This window comes from Williamsia maris (assembly GCF_024171815.1).
Classification (GTDB): domain Bacteria; phylum Actinomycetota; class Actinomycetes; order Mycobacteriales; family Mycobacteriaceae; genus Williamsia_A; species Williamsia_A maris.
This window is the reverse complement of the sequence record NZ_JAMTCJ010000002.1, coordinates 357,840-377,475: the sequence shown is the minus strand read 5'-3', so window position 1 is coordinate 377,475 and position 19,636 is coordinate 357,840. Positions and strand designations below refer to the sequence as shown.

21 protein-coding genes are annotated in these 19,636 nt (G+C 64.6%); 11 read left to right on the top strand and 10 right to left on the bottom strand.

Going from position 1 to position 19,636, the window contains the following annotated elements:
• The first annotated feature begins 35 nt into the window (after positions 1 to 35).
• From egtA to egtD, 4 genes are all read left to right on the top strand, one after another.
• On the top strand, positions 36 to 1,289 hold the full coding sequence (gene egtA, locus LX13_RS08750; RefSeq protein ID WP_253660953.1) for an ergothioneine biosynthesis glutamate--cysteine ligase EgtA: 1,254 nt from the start codon (positions 36 to 38) through the stop codon (positions 1,287 to 1,289).
• Positions 1,286 to 2,599 carry an ergothioneine biosynthesis protein EgtB gene (egtB, locus tag LX13_RS08745; RefSeq protein WP_253660952.1) on the top strand — a complete coding sequence of 438 codons (1,314 nt, stop codon included), beginning with the start codon at positions 1,286 to 1,288 and terminating at the stop codon, positions 2,597 to 2,599. The genes egtA and egtB overlap by 4 nt, the downstream gene beginning before the upstream one ends.
• Before the next feature lie 3 nt (positions 2,600 to 2,602).
• Positions 2,603 to 3,355, top strand: a complete 753-nt coding sequence (gene egtC / locus LX13_RS08740; RefSeq protein WP_253660951.1) for an ergothioneine biosynthesis protein EgtC — start codon at positions 2,603 to 2,605, stop codon at positions 3,353 to 3,355.
• 70 nt (positions 3,356 to 3,425) lie between these two features.
• A complete protein-coding gene (gene egtD, locus LX13_RS08735; protein WP_253660950.1) occupies positions 3,426 to 4,397 on the top strand; it encodes an L-histidine N(alpha)-methyltransferase in 972 nt (323 codons plus the stop codon).
• 27 nt (positions 4,398 to 4,424) lie between these two features.
• On the opposite strand, the gene LX13_RS08730 is transcribed toward egtD, so the two are convergent.
• Together LX13_RS08730 and LX13_RS08725 are read right to left on the bottom strand one after the other, a co-directional pair.
• On the bottom strand, positions 4,425 to 4,787 hold the full coding sequence (locus LX13_RS08730) for a hypothetical protein (protein ID WP_253660949.1): 363 nt from the start codon (positions 4,785 to 4,787) through the stop codon (positions 4,425 to 4,427).
• Between the two features lie 33 nt (positions 4,788 to 4,820).
• Positions 4,821 to 5,348 (bottom strand): TetR/AcrR family transcriptional regulator, encoded by a 528-nt coding sequence (locus LX13_RS08725; RefSeq protein ID WP_253660948.1) that lies wholly within the window; start codon positions 5,346 to 5,348, stop codon positions 4,821 to 4,823.
• Positions 5,349 to 5,567: 219 nt separating this feature from the next.
• On the opposite strand from LX13_RS08725, the gene LX13_RS08720 reads away from it, so the two are divergent.
• The 5 genes from LX13_RS08720 (at position 5,568) to LX13_RS08705 (ending at position 8,987) form a co-directional block, all read left to right on the top strand.
• On the top strand, positions 5,568 to 6,839 hold the full coding sequence (locus LX13_RS08720; RefSeq protein ID WP_301300780.1) for a cytochrome P450: 1,272 nt from the start codon (positions 5,568 to 5,570) through the stop codon (positions 6,837 to 6,839).
• Between the two features lie 83 nt (positions 6,840 to 6,922).
• Positions 6,923 to 7,078, top strand: coding sequence for a hypothetical protein (locus LX13_RS08715; protein ID WP_253660947.1), 156 nt, complete (start codon positions 6,923 to 6,925; stop codon positions 7,076 to 7,078).
• A gap of 146 nt (positions 7,079 to 7,224) precedes the next feature.
• Positions 7,225 to 7,938, top strand: coding sequence for a GNAT family N-acetyltransferase (locus tag LX13_RS08710; RefSeq protein WP_253660946.1), 714 nt, complete (start codon positions 7,225 to 7,227; stop codon positions 7,936 to 7,938).
• Between the two features lie 121 nt (positions 7,939 to 8,059).
• Positions 8,060 to 8,182 (top strand): hypothetical protein, encoded by a 123-nt coding sequence (locus tag LX13_RS23195; protein ID WP_301300778.1) that lies wholly within the window; start codon positions 8,060 to 8,062, stop codon positions 8,180 to 8,182.
• 58 nt (positions 8,183 to 8,240) lie between these two features.
• Positions 8,241 to 8,987 (top strand): hypothetical protein, encoded by a 747-nt coding sequence (locus LX13_RS08705; RefSeq protein ID WP_253660945.1) that lies wholly within the window; start codon positions 8,241 to 8,243, stop codon positions 8,985 to 8,987.
• 510 nt (positions 8,988 to 9,497) lie between these two features.
• On the opposite strand, the gene LX13_RS23590 is transcribed toward LX13_RS08705, so the two are convergent.
• The 8 genes from LX13_RS23590 to LX13_RS08670 all read right to left on the bottom strand — a co-directional run bounded on the left by LX13_RS23590 (position 9,498) and on the right by LX13_RS08670 (position 17,950).
• Positions 9,498 to 9,929 (bottom strand): ubiquitination-like system serine protease family protein, encoded by a 432-nt coding sequence (locus LX13_RS23590; protein WP_486389598.1) that lies wholly within the window; start codon positions 9,927 to 9,929, stop codon positions 9,498 to 9,500.
• Positions 9,926 to 11,110, bottom strand: coding sequence for a ThiF family adenylyltransferase (locus LX13_RS08700; protein WP_253660944.1), 1,185 nt, complete (start codon positions 11,108 to 11,110; stop codon positions 9,926 to 9,928). Before LX13_RS08700 ends, LX13_RS23590 begins: the two co-directional genes overlap by 4 nt.
• Complete coding sequence (locus LX13_RS08695) at positions 11,085 to 11,339, bottom strand: multiubiquitin domain-containing protein (RefSeq protein ID WP_253660943.1); 255 nt, start codon at positions 11,337 to 11,339, stop codon at positions 11,085 to 11,087. The genes LX13_RS08700 and LX13_RS08695 overlap by 26 nt, the downstream gene beginning before the upstream one ends.
• A 113-nt stretch (positions 11,340 to 11,452) precedes the next feature.
• The gene (locus LX13_RS08690; RefSeq protein ID WP_253660942.1) at positions 11,453 to 13,219 is read right to left on the bottom strand and encodes an AAA family ATPase; all 1,767 of its coding nucleotides are present in this window, start codon (positions 13,217 to 13,219) and stop codon (positions 11,453 to 11,455) included.
• 28 nt (positions 13,220 to 13,247) lie between these two features.
• Positions 13,248 to 14,627 carry a hypothetical protein gene (locus LX13_RS08685; protein WP_253660941.1) on the bottom strand — a complete coding sequence of 460 codons (1,380 nt, stop codon included), beginning with the start codon at positions 14,625 to 14,627 and terminating at the stop codon, positions 13,248 to 13,250.
• Positions 14,628 to 14,657: 30 nt separating this feature from the next.
• A complete protein-coding gene (locus LX13_RS08680) occupies positions 14,658 to 14,921 on the bottom strand; it encodes a hypothetical protein (protein ID WP_253660940.1) in 264 nt (87 codons plus the stop codon).
• Between the two features lie 701 nt (positions 14,922 to 15,622).
• Positions 15,623 to 16,012, bottom strand: coding sequence for a hypothetical protein (locus LX13_RS08675; RefSeq protein WP_253660939.1), 390 nt, complete (start codon positions 16,010 to 16,012; stop codon positions 15,623 to 15,625).
• Positions 16,013 to 16,240: 228 nt separating this feature from the next.
• The gene (locus tag LX13_RS08670) at positions 16,241 to 17,950 is read right to left on the bottom strand and encodes a CocE/NonD family hydrolase (protein WP_253660938.1); all 1,710 of its coding nucleotides are present in this window, start codon (positions 17,948 to 17,950) and stop codon (positions 16,241 to 16,243) included.
• Between the two features lie 154 nt (positions 17,951 to 18,104).
• Here LX13_RS08670 and LX13_RS08665 point away from each other — a divergent pair, with 154 nt between their 5' ends.
• Entirely contained in the window at positions 18,105 to 18,719 is a 615-nt protein-coding gene (locus tag LX13_RS08665; RefSeq protein WP_253660937.1) for a dihydrofolate reductase family protein, read from the top strand.
• A 91-nt stretch (positions 18,720 to 18,810) separates the two neighbouring features.
• Positions 18,811 to 19,425: an O-methyltransferase gene (locus tag LX13_RS08660; RefSeq protein ID WP_253660936.1), complete on the top strand. Its 615-nt coding sequence runs from the start codon at positions 18,811 to 18,813 to the stop codon at positions 19,423 to 19,425.
• The last annotated feature ends 211 nt before the right edge of the window (positions 19,426 to 19,636 follow it).

Below are 19,636 nucleotides of genomic sequence, written 5' to 3'. Positions count from 1 at the left end.
CCTGATACCGCGACCATGCCTGACACGGAGATTCGATGACCACGAGTACCGACGAGATCAGTTCTCGTCCCGCCGCGGCCGCGCACCTGACGCGCGTCTGCTTCAAGTTGGGGCCGCCGTCGCTCATCGGTGCCGAGCTCGAATGGTTCACACGACGTGTCGACAGCCCTGACCCGTCACCGCGGAACCGTGCACTCACCGACGATTCCCCCCGCCCCGAGCTCGCCGACCTCGCCGTAGCCCTCGGTTCGCACGCACCACAATCGATCGACCCCGGTTCGCCCGGGACCCCACTGCGCTCCGGAAGTGTCGTCTCCGTCGAGCCGGGTGGGCAGGTCGAACTCTCCAGCAGCCCCGAGGCGGATGCCCCGTCGCTCCGCGCGGCCCTGGCCTCCGACGAACAACAACTCCGTGGTCTGCTCGCCACCCGAGGGATCGAGATGGTCGGCGGTGCCGCCGACGGCGTCCGCCCCCCGCGCCGGTTGTTGACCACCGAGCGCTACCGCGCCATGGAGGAGACCTTCGCCCGTCGCGGCCAGTTCGGCCGGCTCATGATGTGCAACACCGCCGCCGTCCAGGTCGCGTTCGATGCCGGCGCCGACGTCGAGAAGGCGGTCGCACGATGGACGCTGCTGCACACCATGGGGCCGGCCCTGATCGCGGCCTTCGCGAACTCTCCCGACCTGCACGGCGCGACCGATCAGCGCTGGGCATCGCAACGCATGCGAGCCTGGCTCGAGATCGACCGCACCCGTATCCCACCGCCGGCCCAGACCGTCGACGACTACACCGCGTGGGTACTCGACATCCCGCTGCTGTGCGTCCGATGCGCCGACGGGACGCTGTGGTCGCCGCCCGAGGGCGCCACCCTGGGTGACTGGATGGACGGGCGCCTCGACGAGCGGGTCGGGCGCCGTCCCACCGCCGACGACCTCGACTATCACGTGAGCACCGTCTTCCCGATGGTTCGCCCCAAGGGGTACCTCGAGGTGCGCTACCTCGACGGCCAGCCCGACGGACTGTGGGGCGTGCCGATCGCCGCCCTGGCCGCGCTGATGTCGGGTGACGCCGTCGCCGAGGCGGCCACCGAGATCGCCGCCCCGACCGCCGACGCATGGACGCGCGCGGCGCGATGCGGGCTCGACGACGCCGAACTGCGGACGGCCGCAGACCGGTTGCTGACCCTGGCGGCCGACGCGACCGACGCCGCCGACGAACGAGAGATCCTCGGGGCCGCCGCTGCGCGTTGCGCCCGTGGAGTGATGCCAGGAGAGGAACCCACGTCATGACCACGACCGACACCGGATCCATCGAACGCAGGCGTCTCGCGGAGGTCCTGCGCAGGGCACGTTCGCGCACCGCCGGCCTCACCGACGCCGTGTCCGATTCCGAACTGCGGGCACAGCACTCGGAGCTGATGAGCCCGTTGGTGTGGGACCTCGCGCACATCGGCAATCAGGAAGAGCTGTGGCTCATCCGCGAGGTCGGCCGACGGGCACCGATCCGTGCCGACCTCGACGACCTGTACGACGCGTTCCGGCACTCGCGGTCGTCGCGTCCGGGACTCCCGATACTCGATCCGACCCAGGCCCGTGAGTACACCGCCGCGGTACGTCAGCACGCCCTCGAGGTCCTCGACTCGACGCCGCTGACCGGTGATCGGCTCGTCGACCGCGGATTCGCGTTCGCGATGATCGCGCAGCACGAGCAGCAGCACGACGAGACGATGTTGGCGACGCATCAGCTCCGGGCGGGTTCGGCGGCGCTGACCGCGCCGAAGCCGCCGGTCGGCAACGCCGTCCCGGGCGACGAGATCGTCGTCCCTGCAGGCGAGTTCACCATGGGCACCGACACCGACCCGTGGGCGCTGGACAACGAGAGCCCCGCCCACCGGGTGTACCTGCCGACCTACGCGATCGACCGGTTCCCCGTCACCAACGGGCAGTACGTGGAGTTCATCGCCGACGGCGGGTACCAACGTCAGGAACTGTGGTCGGCGCGCGGGTGGGAACACCGCGTCACCGCCGATCTGACGGCACCCCAGTTCTGGGAGCGCGACAGCGACGGATCGTGGTGGCGTCGCGCGTTCGGTGTCCGGAACCCGGTGCGCCCCAGCCAGCCCGTGGTACACGTCAGCTTCCACGAGGCGGAGGCGTTCGCCCGCTGGGCAGGCAAGCGGCTGCCCATCGAGGCCGAGTGGGAGAAGGCCGCCCGCTTCGACCCGACCACCGGACGCTCCGGTGGTCGCTACCCCTGGGGCGAGGACGATCCCACCTCGGCGCAGGCCAACCTCGGTCAGCGACACCTCGAGCCCGCAGACATCGGCGCGTACCCCGACGGTGCCTCGGCGCTGGGTGTGGAGCAGATGTTCGGCGACGTCTGGGAATGGACCGCCAGCGACTTCACCGCCTACCCCGAGTTCGCGATGTTCCCCTACCCCGAGTACTCCGAGGTCTTCTTCGGCGGCGACTACAAGATGCTGCGCGGCGGTTCCTTCGGGACCGATCCCGTGGCGGTGCGATCGACGTTCCGCAACTGGGACCACCCGATCCGTCGGCAGATCTTCTCCGGCTTCCGGCTGGCCCGGGACGTCGCCTGAGAGATGTGTCGTCATCTGGGTTATCTCGGTCCCGCCGTCGGTGTCGGTGACATCCTCACCCGCGGTTCGCATTCGCTCGTCGTCCAGTCCTGGGCGCCCACCGACATGCGGTGCAGCGCCGTCGCCAACGCCGACGGTTTCGGCGTCGCATGGTGGCCCGGCAGCGACGACGCCGCGGGCAGCAAGGACGCCACGTCCCATCGCAGCGTCGCCCCGATCTGGTCGGACCCGTCGGTGACCGATGTCCTCCCGCACGCCCGGTCGCAGGCCGTGCTCGGCGCGATCCGATCGGCCACCACCGGCATGCCGATCACCCACACCGCCTGCGCCCCTTTCGTCGACGGCGAATGGGCGTTCAGCCACAACGGCGTCGTCGCCGACTGGCCCGCCTCGCTGTCGACGCTCGCCGAGGGGGTGCCGGTGACCGATCTGCTGCGCCTACCGGCCGCCACCGACTCGGCGGGTCTGTGGCTCATCGTCAAACACCTTCTGCGCAGCCAGTCCCCGGCCGAAGTGTTACGCCGCGTCATCGCGGATCTCGACATCTCCGGGCCTGGCTCGCGTCTGAACTTGATGCTCTGCGACGGCACCACGATCTGGGCCACCGCGGTACATCACTCCCTGTCCACCCTCATCGGCGACGACGAAGTACTCGTCGCGTCGGAACCTATCGATGACGACCCGCGATGGACCCCGGTGCCCGACCGGTCGATCGTCACCGCCACCCGCTCGGCGCTGACGGTCGAGTCGTTGTGACCCGCTGACTCGACCGCACAACGCTTTTCCGCACACAGACTTCTCACTCATCACCTCCAGGAGGCACCACGTGTCCACGCCGGCACTCGAGATCCACATCAGCCCCGACGACGTCGACCAGTCACTCGTCGACGACGTCCGCGACGGACTGACCGCGTCACCGAAGAACCTGCAGCCGAAGTGGTTCTACGACGAGCAGGGCAGCAAGCTGTTCGAGCTGATCACCGCACTGCCCGAGTACTACCCGACGCGTACCGAGAAGGCGATCCTCGCTGCGCACGCCGACGACATCGTCGACGCCACCGGTATGACGACCCTGGTCGAACTCGGGTCGGGCTCCTCGGAGAAGACGCGTCTGCTGCTCGACGCGGGGCTCAAGGGCGGCACCCTGCAGACCTATGTCCCGCAGGACGTCTCGGTGACCGCGCTGCAGGGCGCGGTCGATGAATTGGTGCAGGAGTATCCAGGTCTCGATGTCGCGGGCATCGTCAGCGACTTCACCGACACCGTCTCCTCTATCCCGGCCCACCCCAACCGCACGGTTGCCTTCCTCGGCGGAACGCTCGGCAATCTCGTTCCCGAGCAGCGGGCGTCGTTCCTCGCCGACATCGCCGCCGCGCTGCGCCCCGACGAGCACCTGCTCATCGGCGTCGGTCTGGTGATCGACCCCGCCGTACTCGTTCCGGCCTACGACGACGCACAAGAAGTCACCGCCGAGTTCAACCTCAATGTCCTGTCCGTCCTCAACGGACGCCTCGGCGCAGACTTCGATCTCTCCGGGTTCGAGCACGTGGCGGTCTGGGATGACGAGAACGAGTGGATCGAGATGCGTCTGCGCTCCCGGCGCGCGCAGGACGTCCGGATCGCGGACCTCGACCTCGACGTCTCGTTCGCCGAGGGCGAGGAGATGCGCACCGAGATCTCCGCGAAGTTCCATCGCACCGGCATCACCGATGAACTGGCGACCGCAGGTTTCGGCGTCGAGCAGATCTGGACCGACGCCGATGAGCGTTTCGCGGTGGTGCTGGGCCGTAAGCGCTGAGATGCCGCGGGGTGGGCGTGCGGCGGTCTAGTCGAAGTCCCGCATGCTCGCCCCGAACGGAATGGCCACGACGATCGCGAACGCGGCCAACAGTGACGTGCCGACCGCGAACGCGACGAACAGCACCAGCCACCGACGTCGGTACCGATCGATCGCGAACGCTCCGACCCATGCGACGACCGTCCATACCGCCATGCCGATGATGCTCGCGATGTCACCGGTGCTGGGACGCAGGTTCAGGACCGAGACGCCGATCCGCCCCGCGAAGAAGACCGCGAGCCCGATGAACCATCCGCCGACCAGGCCGACGGATGCATAGAGAACGTTGCGCAGGGCCGCCCGCCATCCCTGTGGCCGTGACTCGGCCGGGATCTCGTTGTCGGTGCTCACGCCGGCCTTTCTGCGCCTGGATCGCGGGCGCGCTCAGTCGTCGGTGAAGACCTGGTTGTCGACGACGCGTTCGCCGATCATCCGAAGCAGCGCGTCGATGCGCTTCTGAACCGGCTCGGGCGTCACGTCGCCGGGCAGCACACTCGCGAAGAACGCCGTCCCGGCCGCGATGAGGATCATCGCGAGCGCGTCGTTGGCCGCGTTCTCCCGGTCGGCGGGTTCGGCCGCGTCCGCATATTGCGATGCTGCTGAGCCGGCCAGGCTCTGCCACAGCGCCTCGCCCACCGCGGGGTCCGACTCGAAGGTGCTCAGCAGTCCCGGGATGGCGGCGCGCAGGCCCGGGTCGGAGAACAGGGTGCGGCTCTGGTTGATGACCGCGTCGATCCACCCCTCGGGCTTCTCGGTGGCGATGTCGTAGAACTCGAGCCGATCCCGCAGGACCGCGGTCAGCACCAGTTCGGCCTTCGTTCCCCAGCGCCTGGAGATCGTGGCCCGTCCGACGCCGGTCCGAGCCGCGACCGCTCGCACGCTGAAGTCGTTCCATCCTGTCTCGACCAGCATGTCTCGGACCACCGGGAGCACGCGGGCATCGATGGTGGCATCACGCGGCCGTCCCCCACGCGCCTGTCCCGTCACCTCGGGCGCCGAATCGGTCGATTCGGACGACTCGGATCCTGACGAAGACATCTCAGGTGTAGCCACTCCCACCCTTCCTGTGCCAGTGGTATCGTATCCACTGGTATCGATACTGGTTCGGCCACATAGCGATGGGAATACGCCATGACCTCTGATGATCGTATGACGAGCGCAGCGCTCGATCCGGCTGCCTGCCCGTTCATGCACGACGGATTCGACTTCACCAGTCCGGATCTGTTGGTCAAGGGACTGCCGGTGGACGAGTTCGCACAACTCCGCAAGACCGCCCCGGTCTGGTGGAACGCGCAGAAGCCCGGCACCGGCGGCGGCTTCCACGACGGCGGCTACTGGGTAGTCACCAAGCACGAGCACATCCGCGAGATCTCCAAGAACGACGCGCAGTGGTCGACCAACGACAACGGCGTCATCATGCGGTTCGAGGACGACATGCCGCCGGAGGCGCTCGAGATCACCAAGGCGCTGCTGATCAACAACGATCCGCCGTCGCACACCCGCCTCCGCAAACTGGTGTCGCGCGCGTTCACCCCCCGTGCCGTGCAGGGGCTCGAGGAGAAACTGGCCGACGCCGCGCAGACCATCGTCAAAGAAGCTGCCGCCACCGGCAAGGGCGACTTCGTCCACCAGGTCGCCGTCGAACTGCCGCTGCAGGCGATCGCCGATCTGCTCGGGGTTCCGCAGGAAGATCGGCACAAGCTGTTCGAGTGGTCGAACTCGATGATGAACGCCGACGACCCGGAATTCACCATCGACCCGACCACCGCGTCCGCCGAGGTGCTCGGCTACGCGTACCAGATGGCGGAGTCGCGCAAGGCGTGCCCGGTTGACGACATCGTGTCGACACTCGTCAACGCCGACATCGACGGCCAGTCCCTCGACGAGATCGAGTTCGGCTACTTCTTCATCCTGCTGTCGGTCGCGGGCAACGAGACCACGCGAAATGCCATCTCGCACGGCATGAATGCGTTCCTCGACAACCCCGATCAGTGGGAGCTGTTCAAGCGTGAGCGGCCGGCCACGACCGCGGACGAGATCGTCCGCTGGGCAACCCCGGTCAACTCGTTCCAGCGCACCGCCCGTGAGGATCTCGTGCTCGACGGAGTCGAGATCAAGAAGGGCCAGCGGGTCGGGATGTTCTACGGCTCAGCGAACTACGACGAAGAGGTGTTCACGGATCCGTTCACCTTCGACATCACCCGCGACCCCAACCCGCACGTCGGCTTCGGCGGCCACGGAACCCACTACTGCATCGGCGCGAACCTGGCGCGTATGGAGATCAACCTGATCTTCAACGCCATCGCCGATCACATGCCCGACATCCACAAGACCGCCGAACCCGACCGGCTGCGGTCCGGATGGCTCAACGGCGTCAAGCGATTGCCCGTCGAGTACGCCTGAGCCCCAACATTGCTCGACGGACCAGTCGAGAATGTACCGCCTGTCCCGATGACGTGATCGGCATCCACGAGAGGAGTTCTGTCATGACGGTATTCGGATTGATCCTGATAACGCTGGGCCTCGTCGTGGGCGCGCAGTGGCTCTGGATCCTCGGCATCGTGATCGCCGGGATCGCCGCCATCAGTGCGCTACGCGGTGTGCACACCCGGATCGTCCCGGGGCGCGCGCACTACATCTGATCCGCTCGACGACCGAGAACCGCCTGATCGCCTCCCGGCCGTCAGGCGGTCTCGTCATGCCGTGCGGGGGTGCCGCTCCGTGCCCGGGCACAATGGTCGGGTCCGGCACGTGGCCCGGACGACGACAGATTAGGAGCCGCCGTCCCATGCGCGATGGACGCCATCCACTGGACAACCCCGTGCGCGAGTCGCTGCAGGGCCATCATCGCCACCTCATGCGTCGCCACGGCGCGGCGATCACGTACCAGTCCGAGGTCAGTACGTTCACCTGCGTCGAGGACGCTGAATCGTCAGACGATTCCCGGTGGGACGACTTGGCGAGTCTGCTCGGGCCCGGAGGGCTCGCGGACATGTTCAGCAGCACCGCCCAACCGCCGGCGGAGTGGGAACCGGTCTTCACATTGCCCGGTCTGCAGTTCGTGCACGAGGGCGATGCGCCGATGGCGGCTGATGCTCCCGCCGGCACCGAGCTCGTCGTGCTCTCCGCTGTCGACGTCCCGGACATGCTGGGTCTCTTCGCGACCACCCGCCCCGGCCCCTTCTTCCCGCGCACCCACGAGATGGGCACCTACCTCGGACTGCGACGCGGCGGCGAACTCGTCGCAATGGCCGGGCAACGACTCCGCCCGCCGGGATGGACCGAGATCAGCGCGGTCTGCACCGCGCCCGACGCGCGCGGTCACGGGTACGCCGCGTACCTGATCAACGATCTCGTCGGCCGGATCGCGGCACGCGGCGAACGGTCGTTCCTCCATGCGGTGGAGGGGAATCGAAGTGCGCTCGAGTTGTACCGGCGACTCGGCTTCGAGACCCGCGCATCGGTCGTCTTCCGGGGATTTCGCGTCCCGACGGAGGCGTGAGGACGCCGAACGATCGCGGGTTCGAGAAATCTTCCGGTCCTCGGGAACTTTCCGGATGGGTGTCTGAATCTGATGCTGAGTCCGAGTCGATACCGACTCCCCAGCACCGGGGAGATACGCGATGAGCACCAGGCAGATGGACACCAACCACGACGGCACCACCGATGTAGTCCTCACCGACGTCGACGTCGACGTCGACACCGACGGCGACCACCGACTACGTCGAGGCCGACACCAACGGTGACGGGATCGCCGATGTCCGGGCCAGTGATACCGACGGCGACGGACGCATCGATGTCATCGTGACCGACACCGACCAGGACGGACGCTACGACACCCAGGTCGTCGACTCCGACGGCGACGGCAAGCCCGATTCCACCACCAGCGTCGACCTGCGTGCCAATGCCCTGAGTGACACGGACTCCACTTCCACCACCGGCAGCGACTCCACCTCGCGGGATTCGTCGCGGTCACAGCAGAGCGAGGACACCGGCACCCCGGCAACCTCTGACTCCCGCACCTCGTCGACCGAATCCAGCAGCGACAGCTCCACCACATCGCAGTCGTCGGAGTCGTCGGAGTCGTCGTCGCGGTCGACCGAATCGTCGACCACGTCATCGCGGACAAGCACCGAGTCCGACACCTCGAGCAGCTCCTCGCACGGCACCGGCCAGATGTGGGAACTCGACACCAACGGCGACGGCACCAACGACGTCACCGACACCGACACCGACGGCGACGGCGAAGCCGACAAAGCCTCCTGGGACACCAACCACGACGGCCGCATCGACGTCGTGCAACTCGACACCGACGGCACCTGGGACCACAAATACATCGACACCAACAACGACGGCCGCGCCGACACCGAACTCCATGACACCGACGGCGACCACTTCTACGACACCGCCCGCATTGACTCCAACGCCGACGGCACCGTCAACTACTCCACCGAGAACTTCACCGATCCCGCCCCCAACACAGAAGTCCATCTGCAGTATCAGGCCAACGACCCCGGCCACGACTCCGGATCCGGCAGCTTCGGCTTCTGAGCGGGTGCAGACCCATCGTTCGACAACAGGATTCGCCCGGCCCGCCCAGGGTCGGGCGAATCCTTTTACCCGTTGTCGCTCGAGCGGTCCGGCCGCAGTGTCAGGTCAGTTCAGTCGCATCTGATCTCACAGCCGACTCTGCCCACTCGTACGTTTCCCATCATCGATTCGAGGACTCGACGCGGGCGGGTGCCTGCGGATACCAATGAGGGGCCTGGGCTCGCGGGACGACCGCAACGTGAGTGCGCCTGTCTCGGCGTCGGCCGATGATCTGGAATCTACTTGAGGGCGCCGATATCGCTGAGCTCGAAACCTCTTCGACAAAGGTCGATCGCGGGTTTCTGTACTTGAATCGCGACTTTCCGGCCAGTTGTGGGCCTTCAAAGCGGCCGTGTAGCAGTCGAAGCGATCTCGTTGCCGCAATTGTGGCTGGGAGACACGCGCGGGAGCTTCGCAGCACGGGGCGGTCGCCATTAGTCGCCGCCGCAGTGTGCCCAGGAAAATTTGACATCAGGGGCGGCGACCAATGGCAGAACAGATGCGGCGCACCCATGGCGCTCTCCGCGTGACCGGGCCAGCGGACTGGTGTGGCACTGAAGTGGCATTGAATGACTCATCTATTCGCCGTCTGGTGGCTTTCCGACCGGATGCGATGCGCCTGCGTGACCATGAAGGTTCCCACACGACCGCGCCGCCCTCGAGCCAATAGTGCGACTCGCACTCGAAACTCCAGTTTCCGACCGACTCGGTGAGGGACACGTGGCGACCATCGAAGATCAACCTCCACTGTTGGGGAGACAGCGGATTGGTGACTTCGTATCCACATCCGCACATGCACAGGTGAACTGCGGTCCCGTAGTAGAGCGAGACGTAAAGCACACTCGTTCGCGGGTTCTCGGGGATGAATTCAACGAATTCGTGTGTGTACCAGTCGGTCTTCACAGATAATCCTCATTGATCAGGCAGTTGCCGCCGACCGAGTACACCGTATTCATCTCGTTTTCGGTGTCTTGGTAGAAACCAACTAGCTTCTTCCACCTGATGACGGCCAACGTTGCCGCAAGACAATTTAGGTCTGCTATCTGGATGTTCGACATGTAATCGTTGTTGGGGTCGCGGCTACCGAAGGGGAGGCGCGCGTGTGCAGACTCGCGGTTGTTCAAAGTGCTTGCGGTGATACGTACCTGGCCGCCGAGGATTTGGTTCACCTCGTACACGCCCATGCCGACGTCGATGAAGCTCACTCCGAGTTGCTCGAGGCCTGAACAGATTTGGCGTCGGGCTTCTCCGTCGTCGACCGCGACGAAGACGAACGACATCGTGGCTAGTTCAGTCACGTTGTCGGTGTCGATGCGGTAGGGGTGCGATCGAACTCCGTTGTGCATCCGCGAGTAAATGCGCGAAAAGTAGTCCACCTTGCTGGGAATTTGTTCAAGGTCGTCCAGCGCAGGCGCACCAGGTGCTCTAAACGCATTGTGCTGGATAAACCGGTCCCCGTCGAAGAGATGAACCTCTGTGACTGGTGTCTTCGCGACCAGGTCCAGAACGTAACCACCGCTGCCGCCAAGACCTATGATGGCGACTGGTCCGACCGCGAGTCTCGCTGCGGTCCGCTCTATACCAGCACGCGACGAAGCGGTGTCCGAGTACACGAACACGGACTGCTCACCCTCAAGCACAGGAACGGGAATGTTTGATCGTGCTGTCACATGCGGGTCGACCGCTTGAGCTTCAGACTCCAAGATCGACACGTATGTGGTGACCTTGTGGAAGTAGTCGCGGTAGCGATGACCGTTGTCGGTGGGCTTACGCGAGAAGTGGTGGTCGGCCCAAACGCCCTGTACTGGGTTTTGCCGCCCGCTACCTGCCAGGATCGTCAGTGGCCCGCCGTCTGAGCGGTGCGGTATTTCGCCCTCGAATAGCATGGTGTGGTCAGTCGGTTGCGCGGTTCGCTCGCCAGCGAGTTCTAGCGCGCAACAAAGGGTTCCGTTTCGGACGGAACCAGTTGAGTCCAGGTAAGGCACATCGCGGACGAGTAGAAAACCACACTGCACCTCGATTGCGTAGCCAGCGAGGTGCAGCTCCTCGAGGTCCGGGCTACGAGAGATCAGTAGGAGTGACATCGAAGATCATGCCGTCCTTCACTTTGACCGACTGGCGAGGCTTGAGTGATCCTTCGGGTTTGTTGCCGTTTCCCCGACGGAAGGTAACTGTGTACTCGACGTTGCTCCCTAGCGGCGGGTCCGGGTAGGCCAAACCGACAAGTTCCTCGAACGTGATTTCTCTGGCGTCCCATTCGCGAGCGCGGGCATTGACGACCAGCGTTGTGGTCTTCTTCGTTACAGACTCCATCGGGTGCTCCTTAGTCTGGGAGGATTTCTCCCTTGCACTATGGGCAGACGTTGGACCGTAGTTGTTTGTCCACCAGCCCCTTATCGAGACCACACGTAGTCCGTCCGAGCAAGTTAGACAGCGGGTCGTGTTGGTGCGACGCGGGCCGCCGGGGCTTGCCTCACGTCGATGAGATGGACTTGTTCGGGACTTCTTTCGTGAATCCGCCGTGCAAGGGGTTCTTCGTACGTCGTCACAAGGATCTGTCGCAGTTGGCCGGCGCCGTCCGAGGCACGAGCAAGTATGTTCGCGACTTGTCGCCGGACGTCTGGGTCCAGGTGCTCAAGCGGTTCGTCGAACCAGCAGAAGTCCGCGAGAGTTGCCATCTGGGCAACGAGCAATTTCAGGACAATCGTCGCACCCATGCTTTCGCCGGTGCTGAAGGAGTCGTAGGGCAGGTTGTGCCCATTGATGTTTCGTGTGATGGAGCCGTCGGAGTGTGTCGTAATGTTCCCCCGGTCGGGGAATAGCGTTTTCCACCGCTGGTCTACTTCGGAAGCAAGCGGTTGAATAGTTTGGGCGAGCAGCTCGTCGAGCGTCGCCTCTGTCGTCTGCAGGGCGACACGAAGACTCGCTTCGTTCCCGAACAGCATGTGGAGCTGCTTCATTGCGTCGTCAGCTACGCGGGCCTCGTCAAGTTGGCGAACGGTGTTTGTTTGCTCCGCTCTTGCTGTGATCAGTTCCTCGAGGGTCTGATCGAGAGATGCCTGCGCCAGACCCATGTCTGCGGGACTTGCGGAGGGTGAGTCGGGCAGGGCAGGTTCCGTGCCCGGAGACGCTATTTGCCTCCACTTCTGGAGGACACTCAACAAGTGCTGTCTCTGATCTAACGCGTTTGATATCTCGGTCCGAAAAGCCTCGATCTCCATTGACAGCGCATGGAGTTCGTCGTTGCTCGTCTGGTTAGCTAGCGCCACTGTGTCCCCGTCGAGTGGGCGACGACAGACCGGGCAGTCTTTGTCGTGGGAGTCCTCGAGCCGTTCTTGGTTGGCACGAATGCCTTCGGCTCGAGACTCGCGGACGGCGATTTCAACGCGAGCGGCCTGGACAGTTTGAGAGAACTCTTCGCTGCGGCTCTCGAGTGTCGTCTCAATGTCGAGCAGGCGCACGTCGTGGTTAAGGGTGAGCGCGACTTCAGCGGCAACATCAGTCGACTCCTTGACCCACCTGTCGTACCGAGACTGCCACTCAGACCGTTCTCGTTCTGCACGCAGCTGCTTGTCGGTTTGCTTCAGCACGTCGTCCGCGGCTTTGTGTCTGATCGCGGCAAGCTTTGTTGATTCGGCCGCCGCTGCAGATGCTTTCGCCAAATCGGCGAGCCGGTGGGCGCTTGCTGCGTTCGCGTTCTTGAGTTGGCGGATTTGTTTCTCGGTGCTCTTGATTTCAGCGTCCAACAGTTCGACAGCTCGCTGTAGTCCTTCGACGCCGAAGTATCGCCCGAGGTGATCTTCTAGCCCAAGTCCTCTCGGGGACTCCTGATCCCGCGAAGCTGCCGGCATCGTGAGTCTGGCCAGGAAGTCTGGCTCGGTTCCGTACACCTGCCGTAAGAGAGCGTTGAACGCGTCCTCATCGATTAGTGCTCCATCCAGGTGGATAGTCGGCTTACCGGACGCGGGTCGCACGCGCTTGGCGCCTGCGACTCGTTCGATAGTCAAGACCTGATCGGTCGGCAAGACGAGTTCGACGACCGCAACGGCTTGATCTGCCCCGACGCGTACCGGTGATCCTGAGGATGGGGCAGTACCAAACAACGCCCACCTTGCGGCCTCGACCAGCGATGTTTTTCCAATTCCGTTCGAAGCAACCACGAAGGTCGTGCCGGTATCGAGGTTCAGAGACACGTCTTGATAATTACGCCAGTTACGCAGCTTAAGAGTCCTGATCATCACGAATCTCTCGTTCGAAAGTAGACAAGGCTTCTGCCGGGGTAGTTGAGCCCGTTACGGAAGTCACAAAGCGGGAAACGCGATCGGCTAATTGGGGATCGAGGCGTGTCCAGGTCGTCTTCTTTGCATCCTGTTGCGCCCGCCGTCCTTGGCTTTCGACCGCTCCAATTGATGTCAGAACATGACGGGAAGCTATCGAAGCCACGTCGACTGCCCCGAGTCCGCCGGGCGATTGGTCGGTCGCCTCCCAAGCCGAGATGCTTCCCTCAAGGTGCTTCCAGAGCGTGTCCATGACTCCCAACCCAGAAAGGACTGCAACTGGGCCGGCTGTGGTCCCGGACGGCAGCACCAGCGCTTCTCGGAGAGAGGCCTGGCTGAACAGCAAACTCTCCCAATCGCCGGCTCGCTCAGTGACGCAAACCGCGTCAGCGTCGGGCGAAGAACGAGCGGCCGAGATACACGCCGAAGCCAGATCTGACAGGCGGGTCTGGACTCGCTCTAGTGAGTCGACAGTGAGCACCAGCACCGCCGTGTCGAGATATACCACCTTTGAGAAGGGCTCCAGCCCCGCTCCCGGACTGATGGTGAACGACTCATCTTCCAGCAGGATGCAACTCGCTGATGGCAAACGTTCCGCAACTCGACGCTCAAACCATCGTCGATCCCGTTCCTTAGCTCGGGGTCGAATCTCGGACCGTGAGGGTGGGCCTGTGTCCACGCCGCTAGGCGTCCATGCGCTCGGCGTGAGCTCGGCCAGAAGGTCTCGAAGCGCCTGCCGGTACTCCAACCTCTCGTCATCTTCGGCATGGATGCTCGGCCCAACACGAGCGGGACTAAGCCGACCCGTGCGCTGCGCAGCGACAACTTCTTCGATGTCGGAGGCGATGTCCAGCGATCCGACTCGGTCGATGAAGGCCTCGTGATGCAGGTGACTCCGTAACGTCACGACTGCAGCGAGGTCGGTAAGTAGAGGCGATCTCGATGCCGGCACGAGGAGAGTGTGCTCATCGGCGAGCTCAACGTCGAGGACAACGGGGATGACATCGACTGCCCCGTCGTGGAAGTTCCTGCGGACCCACACAAGCATGGCTTCGTTTCGACCCACCCTCCACAGTTCACCGGCTTCCGGTGAGTCGCCTTTCGAAGCCTTGGCCAATTCGCGAATACCAGGAATGACCTCCGAGCCCTGGACAATCCGCTGGACCGTTTCTGCCGCGGGTATCCGAGGCTGATCGGTGTGGGCGATGCGCGAGTATCGAACGCGACAGGCAAGACAACCTTCCAGGTGTCGGCGAATATCGGTCGTGGACTCTTCGCCCTCAAGAAGATCGCGAAGCTCTATAAGGGACGGGTGGTCGGTCACTTGGTCTCACCTCTCTTCTATTGGTACATGTCATTTAGACGGTGCATCAGCAGTTCCTGTCCGGCGCCTTACCCAATCGTCGCAGAGCACAATCAGCGTGCCTACGGTCTCTTCGGGCTGGTCGTCGTCTCTAAGCTCGCCTGCCATGCGCTCAAACAGGCGCTGGCGCAGATGAGCAGCCTGTGACTTTCCGGTACCGATGAGTGCACCGAGGTCGCGAATGCTGTCCTCAACCGTCGCTACGATTATCCTCTCGCGATCGCTCAGACCTTGAAATATCTCGGTGGCCCTCACGGCTGAGACAGTCGCTGATGCGGGATCCCCATCAACCGCGACGGGCTCCGAGTAACCGCGACCGCCGTCAAGGTCCAATGTCAACGGTGCGCGCCGGAGCTCAAGCCGAGCCGCTAAAGCGTGCGCAATCTCGATCGCGTCCAAACTTCCTGCTGCCGCCTCAAGTACTGCACGGATGAGGCGTATCAAGGAATCTCGATCGGCCAGAGGAGCATCTCTAGTCTCACTAGTCCATTTTGGAACCACTACTTCCACGTGTCGAGTGACCGCCGCCAGTGCAGCTGGCGAGGTGACGCTTGGATCGGAGTCGCCACCGCGGGTTGTCCACAGAGCCTCTCCGGATCGAGGGATTTCGACGAACTCGGACTCATCACGAAGCACCGACTTGAGTCGCACGATCAGCTTTCCGAGCTCGGTGCTGCGGGCCTGATCTCGTAGAAAGTTGCGCACAGCGGCGGTCAGCAGTCGACTAAACGATGGGCCGTCAACCGAACGGACGGCCAAGTCAAGCAATCGTCGAGCACCGCGCTCACCCTGCAGAAACTCGTGGGCAGCGGCCTGTATGTCGCCTTCCTCCCAATAGGCGTGACCGTCGGGAGGTGGGAATCGGTACGCCACTGAAGCGAGGCGTACTGTCTCGTAGAGGAGTTGAGCACCCTCCCCGCCCAGGCGGCCCGTCGTCAGAAGTTCGTCTCGAGGTGTCACGAGAATCGCTCAATAACGCGGGTCAGGTACGGGTTCGGAAGCCACCCGAGAAGCTGGACATTGCCAGGCTGCCAGAGGCTTTGCTCTACGGAGCCGAGGGTCGAAAACACTCCATCCTTATCGAGTTTGAGAGCGCTATCGGCGGGGTGAGTGACTCCGGGAACTGACTGCGACGTTCGCGTCACGATCTGAATCGGCGCGAAGGACCCGGCCACCGGCGGCACCGTCAAGACGACCGCTGGCCGCTCGGCGGCCGGGTCAGTTCCAAAGGTGTACGCGATGGTGTTGATTTGATAGACCTGACCGATTTCGGGGAGGAAGGGCTCACTCGCCTTGCCCATCGATCGCGGGAGCAAGGCGTGACCTTTGTACTTGGGTCGCGTCAAGCCGGGCCCTTCTCTTGGTGTTGCTCATAACCAGACGTCGCATCATTGCGTCTTGTCCGGTCAGGCAGACCGGCTGGCGCTCCGCGCAGGTTATAGGCAGATTGAGACTCAACGCGGAGATCCGGGGTGAACGGGGGCATCAGGATTGCCCCCGGCTGAGTTAAGACGTTGGGCCCCTGTCGGGCATGCTATCGCTCGCCAATTCGTCCTTCGCTTCGACGCTTGGCATCAGTCCACCACCGGCACCGTCAGCGACTGACCGGGTCCGCTGAGCAGTGTCACCGGCTGGCCGAGGAGTCCACCGCGGAAGCCGGGATCGCTACCGGTGACGCGGACCTGCAGACGATGGCCGGCGGCGAAGCGATGCACCAACCCGGGGAACGTGACCCGCACCGGTGCAGCAGGATTCGCGATACGCACGGGCGCGACGAGGTCGTTGATCAACGTGGCCGCGCCGTTCGGGGCCACGTCGTAGATCTTTGCGAACACCACCGGCTGGCCGATCGCTCGGACTCGCAGCGTCATGGTCGGGATTCCGACGACGTCGAGGGGTGACGCGAGAGTTCCGGTGGTCCAGCTCGCCGAACCGGAACGACCGGTGAACGCGGTCGCGATGGTGGTCGCGCCGGGCACCGAGCGCGCCGGTGCGCTCACGAGCCGGCCGCCTGCGGACAGACCGAAGGTGGTCGGAGCGCCCTTCGGCACGTCATCGGCAGTCGCGTAAGCGGGACGGGCGTTTCCGCGGTAGTCGATCCAGTTGCGGAAGTACGAGAACCGCGGACCGGTGTCGGCGCCGGAGTCCTTGAGGTAGTGGTCCAGCCAGTCGAAGATCCGGCCGGTCTCGTACTGCGTGGTGCGGTCGGGCGCGTCGTCGCTGTACTCGCCGGGGGCAGGCTCGCCACTGTGTCCCCAGTAATGCCAGATCATCTTCGTCTCGACACCGCGCGCCCGCAGGGCGCGGTAGGTCGCGAGGCCCTCGTTGAGATCGAACAGGGTGTCCTGCTGACCCTGCCCCAGCAGGACCGGGACCTTGATCCGATCGACGTAGCTGGTGATCGACGTGGCGCGGAAGCTGTTGACCGACGCCTGGCTGAGCTGCCCGGTCAGAGTGCCCTCGGTGATCGCGGCGCACTGGAAGGCGACGAAGTTCGGGCACCCCACCGCGCGGGCCGGGTCACTCGCGTAGCCGGCGCGGCCGGGGTTCTTGACGCCGGTCTCGAACAGGTCGGTGGTGTAGCTCGTCTTCGAGGCTCCGGGCACCCGCGAGCTGACACCGGAGAACGCGCTCGTCGAGTTCGGCGCCAACGAGTACGACAGGTCGTTCCACGTGATCAGCGGGACGATCGTGTCGATGCGCGGGTCCACACTCGCGGCCGCGAACTGGATTCCGCCGCCGTAGGATCCACCGATCATCCCGACGCGGGGATCGTTGGCGTGCGGCCTGCCGTCGTGGGCGACACGGTCGCGTCGCACGGAGTCGAGCACCGGCGCGGGCCGTCGCAGGGCCTTGTCGGTGAACGCGATGCCGCGTGCGCCCCCGAGGTAGCTGATCAATTGCGAGGCGGCGACACCGTCATTGCCCGGGCTGTCCAGGGTGATCTTGCAGCTGCTGCCCCCGAAGCCCAGTCCGGAGTAGGACAGCGTCACGTACCCCTGCGAGGCCAGGTACTTCGCGGTGGGTTCCTGCGTCTTGTACGAACCGCCGAACCCGTTGGTGGTCAGCATCGCCGGCGCGCGGGTGCGAGCGGTCGCACTGTTCGGCACCCGCAATTCGCCGACGATGGTGCACGGGGTGGCCCGGTTCGGGCCGGTGTGCACCGAGAAGTACAGCAGCGTGGTCCGATAGCCGCCCGGACCCGGCGCGGCCGATGCCGACGGGATCACCGCGGCGACGGTGGTGAGGAGCAGGACAGCGACCGAGACGACGAATGCGCGCACGAGGGGTAACGGTAGCCGAGGCCTCGCGCGGAGATGCCACGGTCGACGCGACGGTGGGAGCCGTCCCAACGCAGCGCGATGAGTTTTGTCGTCCGGCGCAGTCTGACGACGCAGCGCCACCACAATGGTCCACACGATCGGAACGGAGAACACGATGACCAGAACCAACCTGTCCATGTCGATATCGGCCGACGGATACGTCGCCGGCCCGTCGCAGAGCGAGGACAACCCACTGGGAATCGGCGGCCCGGCTCTGCACAGCTGGCACATCGGGCCCGACGCCGATCACCCGGTCAACCGCCGGGTGATGGCGGACATGATGGACGGGATGGGTGCGACCATCATGGGCCGCAACATGTTCGGTCCGGTCCGCGGTGAGTGGGGTGACTCGGACTGGCGAGGCTGGTGGGGGGACGAGCCGCCGTACCACTGCCCGGTGTTCGTGCTGACCCATCACGCGCACGAGCCGATCGAGATGAGCGGCGGGACCACCTTCTTCTTCGTCACCGACGGTATCGAGGCGGCCTACGACCAGGCGGTCTCCGCCGCATCGGACCGACCCATCTCCATCGCCGGTGGCGCATCGTGCGCGCGCCAGGCGATAGCGGCCGGGTTCGTCGACGAGATCGACCTACAGGTGAGCTCGGAACTGCTGGGGTCCGGAGAGCGACTGTTCGACGGGTTCGCGCCGGGTCGACCCGCGATGCAACTGGTCCGGGTACTCGAGGCGCCGGGCGTCGCGCACTTGAGGTACCACGTCCTGCGGTAGCCCCCCGGGGTGCCGGTTATGGGCGAAGCCACTTCATAGGATGGAGGCCGCGAGGCCGTGGACCCGTCTCGCCACTGACGAGGAGATCTGCATGGGCATGGAGAGCTTGATCCGGGTTGTCGACGACGCGCGGGGCCGCGGCTGGACGATCGAGGGGTCCGTCAGTGACGAGCAGATCGCCTTTCTGGAGAACGTGACGCGCGCGTCCTCGGCTCGCACCATCGCCGAGATCGGGTTCAACGCCGGATTCTCGAGCTTCGCGTTCCTCAGCGCCGCCCCTGCTGCACACGTCACCTCGTTCGACCTCGTCGAGCACGAGTACGTGACGATGGCCAAGGAGTTCATGGACGGCGAGTTCCCCGGCCGTCACACCCTCGTCCCCGGGGACTCCCGCGAGACCGTTCCGCGTTTCGCCCAGGAGGGGCACGGCACGCCGTTCGATCTGATCTTCATCGACGGCGGGCACACCTACGAGGTCGCGATCGCCGACATCCGCAACATGCGCGCATGCGCCGACGAGAACACCATCGTCGTCTTCGACGACCTCCTCCCGCACAAGCCGTGGGGTCCCGACCCCGTTCGTGCATGGGGCGATGCGATCGCCGACGGCCTGGTCGTGCAGACGGGACTCTTCGCCGACGGTGTCGAGGTCGATGAGGTGGGCCCGGAGGCCCGGCGCGGCTGGGCGGTCGGCCGCTACCTCTGACCGAAGCGGACTATTGGGGCATATGTCCTGAACCGGTCGCGGATCCAACTCGCGGTCAACACCTTTCGATCTCGCGGGGTGAAACATTACCCTTGCAAATAATCGTGTCCTGTTCTAGTTTCAGTGCACGCGCCCCTCGCGGGGTTCCCGGTCTCCGTCCCAGACGAGCCGGACGACGCGGATTGCTGATCGACTGTTGTGCGTGCCCGAC

Excerpts from the sequence above, each read along its gene's own strand:
- LX13_RS08715 (WP_253660947.1), top strand. The coding sequence starts at position 6,923 with ATGACGGTATTCGGATTGATCCTGATAACGCTGGGCCTCGTCGTGGGC.
- LX13_RS08665 (WP_253660937.1), top strand. The coding sequence starts at position 18,105 with ATGACCAGAACCAACCTGTCCATGTCGATATCGGCCGACGGATACGTC.
- egtC (WP_253660951.1), top strand. The coding sequence starts at position 2,603 with ATGTGTCGTCATCTGGGTTATCTCGGTCCCGCCGTCGGTGTCGGTGAC.
- LX13_RS08725 (WP_253660948.1), bottom strand. The coding sequence starts at position 5,348 with ATGCTGGTCGAGACAGGATGGAACGACTTCAGCGTGCGAGCGGTCGCG.
- LX13_RS08720 (WP_301300780.1), top strand. The coding sequence starts at position 5,568 with ATGACCTCTGATGATCGTATGACGAGCGCAGCGCTCGATCCGGCTGCC.
- LX13_RS08700 (WP_253660944.1), bottom strand. The coding sequence starts at position 11,110 with ATGTCACTCCTACTGATCTCTCGTAGCCCGGACCTCGAGGAGCTGCAC.
- LX13_RS23195 (WP_301300778.1), top strand. The coding sequence starts at position 8,060 with ATGAGCACCAGGCAGATGGACACCAACCACGACGGCACCACCGATGTA.
- egtB (WP_253660952.1), top strand. The coding sequence starts at position 1,286 with ATGACCACGACCGACACCGGATCCATCGAACGCAGGCGTCTCGCGGAG.
- egtA (WP_253660953.1), top strand. The coding sequence starts at position 36 with ATGACCACGAGTACCGACGAGATCAGTTCTCGTCCCGCCGCGGCCGCG.
- LX13_RS08695 (WP_253660943.1), bottom strand. The coding sequence starts at position 11,339 with ATGGAGTCTGTAACGAAGAAGACCACAACGCTGGTCGTCAATGCCCGC.
- LX13_RS08660 (WP_253660936.1), top strand. The coding sequence starts at position 18,811 with ATGGGCATGGAGAGCTTGATCCGGGTTGTCGACGACGCGCGGGGCCGC.
- LX13_RS08710 (WP_253660946.1), top strand. The coding sequence starts at position 7,225 with ATGCGCGATGGACGCCATCCACTGGACAACCCCGTGCGCGAGTCGCTG.